This is a genomic window from Streptomyces sp. NPDC055078, assembly GCF_053607985.1.
Genome location: NZ_JBSGUP010000582.1, coordinates 1 through 5302 on the forward strand (window position 1 = coordinate 1; position 5302 = coordinate 5302).

At 65.5% G+C, this 5302-nt stretch carries 7 protein-coding genes; 5 read left to right on the top strand and 2 right to left on the bottom strand.

Annotated features, from left to right (window positions below; translation table 11 throughout):
• Nucleotides 1–214 precede the first annotated feature (214 nt).
• Together ACWF94_RS32545 and ACWF94_RS32550 are read left to right on the top strand one after the other, a co-directional pair.
• Complete coding sequence (locus tag ACWF94_RS32545) at nt 215–904, top strand: DUF488 family protein, N3 subclade (RefSeq protein ID WP_453496753.1); 690 nt, start codon at nt 215–217, stop codon at nt 902–904.
• Between the two features lie 88 nt (nt 905–992).
• Nucleotides 993–1826 carry a hypothetical protein gene (locus tag ACWF94_RS32550; RefSeq protein WP_453496756.1) on the top strand — a complete coding sequence of 278 codons (834 nt, stop codon included), beginning with the start codon at nt 993–995 and terminating at the stop codon, nt 1824–1826.
• Here the strand turns inward: ACWF94_RS32550 and ACWF94_RS32555 are convergent.
• On the bottom strand, nt 1753–2265 hold the full coding sequence (locus ACWF94_RS32555) for a hypothetical protein (protein WP_453496759.1): 513 nt from the start codon (nt 2263–2265) through the stop codon (nt 1753–1755). The genes ACWF94_RS32550 and ACWF94_RS32555 overlap by 74 nt on opposite strands.
• 314 nt (nt 2266–2579) lie before the next feature.
• Here ACWF94_RS32555 and ACWF94_RS32560 point away from each other — a divergent pair, with 314 nt between their 5' ends.
• Nucleotides 2580–3137: a peptide deformylase gene (locus ACWF94_RS32560; protein WP_453496762.1), complete on the top strand. Its 558-nt coding sequence runs from the start codon at nt 2580–2582 to the stop codon at nt 3135–3137.
• A 182-nt stretch (nt 3138–3319) separates the two neighbouring features.
• Here ACWF94_RS32560 and ACWF94_RS32565 read toward each other — a convergent pair whose 3' ends face one another.
• Nucleotides 3320–3679 (bottom strand): barstar family protein, encoded by a 360-nt coding sequence (locus tag ACWF94_RS32565; protein WP_453496765.1) that lies wholly within the window; start codon nt 3677–3679, stop codon nt 3320–3322.
• Nucleotides 3680–4340: 661 nt separating this feature from the next.
• Here ACWF94_RS32565 and ACWF94_RS32570 point away from each other — a divergent pair.
• Both ACWF94_RS32570 and ACWF94_RS32575 read left to right on the top strand, forming a co-directional pair.
• A complete protein-coding gene (locus ACWF94_RS32570; RefSeq protein ID WP_453496768.1) occupies nt 4341–4466 on the top strand; it encodes a hypothetical protein in 126 nt (41 codons plus the stop codon).
• A gap of 26 nt (nt 4467–4492) precedes the next feature.
• Nucleotides 4493–5302, top strand: an 810-nt coding sequence (locus ACWF94_RS32575; protein ID WP_453496771.1) for an HsdM family class I SAM-dependent methyltransferase, incomplete at its 3' end; no start/stop codon positions are given.

The window sequence follows — 5302 nt, forward strand, 5'->3', positions numbered from 1 at the left end:
CCAGTGAGTGGATCAGGCCCCTGACGGGTTCCTGGAGATCGTTTGGGAGAAATCAGGGAGAAGATCTTGGTCGGCTTCTCCCAGGAGCAGTCTCCAGTGCCGCAGGAAGAGCGGCGCCTACGCGCCCTCGGATCTGCGCGTTCGCGAATCCAGGGCTCGTAGCTGACCAGGAACACCGCGGCGGGCCGCCCAACGGTCGTTAGGAAAACCGCACATGGCAGGTCATCGGTCAGCGCCTCTCCACGACCACGCCCGTGCGCTCGCCCAGCGCGTACGTGCGTTGCGGGAAGACCGCGGGTGGACGCGGGAACGCCTGGCTAAGGAGGCAAGCATCGCCGTCGGGACTGTGAGTCGTCTGGAGAGCGAGGGAGCTATCCAGCCAGGTTTCTTCACCGTCGGCGCGGTGGCCGAGGCTCTTGCGGTCTCCCTCGATGATCTGTTCCGGACGGCCCGGGTCCCGCCCGTCACGCCCGGTCTCTGGTCAGCCGGGTACGAAGGTCGGGACATCGAGTCGTTCGTCGCCTCGCTCGTCGACAGCCGCATCAGTGTCGTGGCAGATGTACGGCTCACCCCGATCAGCCGCAAAAAGGGCTTCAGCAAGACCCGCCTCGGGGGAGCTCTGGCCGAAGCCGGCATCGAGTACACGCACCTGCGTGGCCTGGGCAATCCGAAGGACAATCGCGAGCCCTTCTGGGACGGCCGCGTCGAAGTGGGTCGGGCGCGCTTCCGTGGACTCCTGCGGTCCGAGGAAGCTCAGGCCGACCTCGGCCGACTAGCAGAGCATGCCCGAGCGTCGCGGGTAGCGGTGCTGTGCTTCGAGAAGGACGAGAGCCGCTGTCACCGGCAGGTCGTCTTGGAGACGATCCGCAGCCGGGTCCAGGTGCCAGTGAATCCCTTGGCCTGACTTCGTCCCCGGTTCTCGCACGCACCCTTGCCAGCGGTGCATGCCTCTCGTCCAATCAGATCGGGGAGATCGATGGAGGGGGCACGCCATGGCGTCGGCGGCATTCGGGAAACGGCAGCGCGCACGGATCATGATCACGGTCAAGACATATCCGGAGCTGTCCAGTAAGTACCGCGAGACCAGCTGCGTGGCCGGCATACGCCTCGACCAAGGCGAGCCTCAGCACGTACGGCTCTTCCCTGTGCCTTTTCGGCTCCTGAGCGAGGAGGCCCAGTTCTCCAAGTACTCGATCATCGAAGTCGACGTCGAGCCACACCGCCTTGAGAGAGACTCCCGCCCAGAGAGTCTCCGGCCCTATCTCGACACGTTGGAGATAGTGGGTGAGGTACCGCCCGACGGCGGTTGGCAGAAACGGTATCGGCACGTGGAGCCGCTGGTCGCCCCGTCGCTCTGCGCCATCAAGCGGGATCAGGAGAAACGAGGAACGTCCCTCGGCGTTTTCCGCCCCGCCGAGATCACCCGCTTCCGGCTGGAGGCCGCCGAGCCCTGGTCTGTCTCCAAAGCCGCGCTGGCCGACCAACTTGACTTGTTCGAGCAGGAGCTGAACCCGCTGGAGTGGGTGCCGCTCGACCTCCGCTACAGCTTTCGCTGCGCCGAAGACGACTGCCCGACCCACGACATGGGGCTGAAGGACTGGGAGGCAGGCCAGTCGTACCGCAAGTTCCTGCGCAAGTACGGCGAGCACGGGGTCCGTGATGCGCTCCGTGAGCGCTGGTACACGCGGATGTGTGCCCCGAACCGTGCCGTCCACTTCTTTGTCGGTAACATCGCGGCCCACCCCAAGACGTTCATGCTGCTGGCCGTCTTCTACCCGGAGCGGAAGGTCGTCGAGTACGTGCAGGACGGTCTGTTCGGCGAGTGAGTGACACGCTCCTGCAGGAGTTCTCGGCGGACTTGCTGTGCTGCTGCGCGTCGCTCGCTTCCATTGCTCCGGCCTGCTTTGGAAACGGGGTAACCGTCTTCATCCGGGGCTCCCTGCCGAAGAACGACCGGTACTTCTCAACGGTGCCGATCTCCCTAGCGATCTTCTTCACCCAGGCGGGCGTGTAGACGTAGGCACCGAACGCCTCGCTGTAGATGCAGTACTTCGCGACCGTGGCGTGCGGATCGGAAGCGCCAGTGGCAGGTCTGACCCCGAGCCGTCGCCACATCTTGGCGTGCTCGTTGTGGACGCTGAATTCGAAGGGCACCTGGTCTTCCACGAGGTGAGCCACCCGCCCCGGGAGCAGTTTGTCCTTGTCTGCCACTTCGACGTGCTTAACCTTCTCGATCACCGTGCCGAGACGCCCGGCCTCGACCATGGTCCTGCGCTCGTCCTCGCTCAGTGACGACAATTGGGGCAAGTGGTTCCAGCGGGCCGACCGCCTGCCCACCGAACAACTGGAAGTCCAGCTCGCCTTCCCGGCTGCCCTCGGCCCCGTCGTGTGGGGCACCGAGACCTCCATGACAGCCGAAGCCTCACCCTTGCGGACCCCGCCCATCCGCAGCGACGACGGTGAACTGAGGCAATTCACGTGGATCACGACCGCACCCGCCCTCCATGCTCGGTACCGTAGTGGAGGTTCCGGGCGCGGCCCGAACACAGCACAGAGCAAGAGGACTTCAGGTGATTGACGTGCCGCCTAGCCAGCAGATGCGAGACCTCGGAGTCGTCCAGCACGGCGCCGGCATCCTGGCCGAACAGGCTCGCGCCTTCACCCTGCCCGCCGAGCGCGACGAGGCCGAGCGCATTACCGACGAGCTGTTCGCCGCGATGGAACGGATCGGCCAGGTCCACCCCTTCGCCAAGGGCATGGGCATCGCTGCCCCGCAGATCGGCATCGGCCGCACCGCCGCCGTCGTCCAGCCACCCGGCGACGCACCCGCCGTCAGCCTGCTCAACCCGAAGATCACCGACCGCTCCGACGAGCTGGACGAGCAGTACGAGGGCTGCCTGAGCTTCTTCGACGTCCGCGGCATCGTCCCCCGCCCCCTGAAGATCACAGTCGAGACCACGGCCCTGACCGGCGAGACCGTCACCACCGTGTACGAACGCGGCCTCGCCCGCGTCATCCACCACGAGATCGACCACCTCGACGGCCTGCTCTACACCGCCCGCATGCGCAGCGGGGTCGAGCCGATCCCCGTCGAGGAGTACCGACAGACCGGCAGGGCCTGGGCATACGAGCAGTAGCCGTCAACTTCACGGGGCCGAGATACGGGCTCGCGGTCTCCCTGCGCCGCGGCGCGCCCGGCGCTGCCGAACTCGCCTGCCGCTCCCGCGAGGCGCTCGCCTACCATGCGTCGACAGGGCGCGCCTCCACGCGTTGCCCCCATCACGCGGGGTTGGAGCAGGCGCAGGGCGTCGCGCCATTGTCACTGGAGATCGACCGTGACGCCGAAGGATTCAAGGAGCCGCGCGATCTCCTCGAAATAGCTGAGTCCCTTCCCGGCGTCCCAGATGTCTTCCGCCAGCGCCTGACAAGCGACATCGGCGTCGTGCCAGATCAAAGTGAAGGGTGCGGTCACGCCATAGCCACCGTGCAGGCAGTCCTTGAAGGCGTTCCGTTCCCGACCGTAATAGCCACCGGGCCCCGCCAGCGCCTCGGCCATGGCACAGTGCAGGCCAGGCACGTCCGTGACGTACGCACCGTCGATATGGTGAACACCGCCCGAACGGTTTGGGCCCTGCTCTCTCACGCCGGTGGCGGTCAGTCGAACCACTTGGACCTGCACTCACCGGAGAGCGGAGCCCATTGACTACAGACATCCGGGGCGCCCCTGTACCAGGTCTCCCAGATCGGGCGGGCCAGTAGCGGCGGCCTGTCCTCGCCGTCGGTGAGCGTGGCTTCTTCTTCCCCATGTTCTCCATGAAGGACATCCTTCCGGGGGCGAATCCCTGATCTCGGATGTCCGCCAAAGCGGATCACGCCCAACTTTGGGAACCGCCTGCATATCCCGCCTCCCAGTTACTCCCGTCAGCCAGCGCCAAGATCACTCGAACACGCACCAGGCACGGCCGCCCGCGATCTGCGAAGAATCACCGAGCCGAACGCGACTCCAGCGGTCACCCACCGACAGCCGGAGCTGTGAACTGCACCACATTTCGGGCCACCTCCGCGACCGACTGCCAAGCACCACGCTTCCCCCTGTGCGCCCGTGAGCAGCAATCTCACATCCGACGCAACTGCGCAGCCTTACTGCGCGATGCGTCAACCTTCAGCCGACGAGAGGCTCGCCGACTCACACTCTCCGTCTACTGCTGTTAAATTCCTCTCCATTCAGCCTCTACCTCCAGACCTGACGTCGCTCGACGCGACCAAGCTCGCAGGCGGAGGGTATGCGCAGGGACGCTGCGCATATTTTGGCGGAGATCGAAGGCAGGGGGCACCGTAGAGTGAAAGCGTTCTTCGAGCTGCTGGGGAAGGCGATGCAGAGCACAGGCATGACGCTGCGCCTGTGTCTGCTGATCTTTGTTGCCGTAACAGCGTTGGCAGTCATCAGCCAACTGGGTCCGGTATAGAGCGAGGAGACCTACACGTGGAGACCATGGGGACGGAGAGCCGCGCCGCGGACGTAGTTGACCGACTTTGGCGAGCGTACGCGCCTTTCCAGCGGGGCCGGAACACGTTCGGCGATCTGACGTCCATGCTCGCGATCCTGATGCTTGCGGGATTCGTCGAGTCTGCGGGCGAACCGGAAGACGAGTTCGTCCAGCGGTGGGCCCGCGCGGTTTCGGAGGCTCGAATCGGCATCTCACCGCTGAAGGATCTGCGCTCTGCGATGAGGAGCGCGAGCAGGCACCCGCATTTCCCTGTGCCTGACATACACAAGCTGGACGTCGAGTTCCTCGACGGTGGCGAGGCATCCGACGACGTACCGTGGGCAGCCGCTTTCCTCACCGCGCTGACGCAGCGTCCGACGCTGGCCGAGGCCGGCTTGCCGGAAGTCGGTGAGCTCCTCCTCGAACGCCACGTTCAGGAGGGCGCTTTTTCAGCGGGGGAGTTCTACACGCCGCGTGATGTGGTACGCCTGCTCGTCGAGTCCGTGTCCCCGCAACCCGGAGACCGAATCCTTGATCCTGCTTGTGGTACCGGCGGCATGCTCGCGGCCGCGGCGCAACATATCGCTGGGGCCGCCCGCATCGACGGCGATTCTTTCGAGGCGCACGCGACGGATCGCAGCAATCCACGGCTGGCGACGTTGAACCTTGCCATCCATGGGGTGGACCAGCCGGTCGTCGGCACCTCCGACCCGGTGTCACTGTTCCAGCGCCGGGGTACCGGCCTTGCCGACCGGGTGCTGAGCAATCCGCCGTTCAACCAGCGCATCGAGGACATCCATGCCATCGACTGGCCC

Excerpts from the sequence above, each read along its gene's own strand:
- ACWF94_RS32545 (WP_453496753.1), top strand. The coding sequence starts at position 215 with ATGGCAGGTCATCGGTCAGCGCCTCTCCACGACCACGCCCGTGCGCTC.
- ACWF94_RS32550 (WP_453496756.1), top strand. The coding sequence starts at position 993 with ATGGCGTCGGCGGCATTCGGGAAACGGCAGCGCGCACGGATCATGATC.
- ACWF94_RS32555 (WP_453496759.1), bottom strand. The coding sequence starts at position 2,265 with ATGGTCGAGGCCGGGCGTCTCGGCACGGTGATCGAGAAGGTTAAGCAC.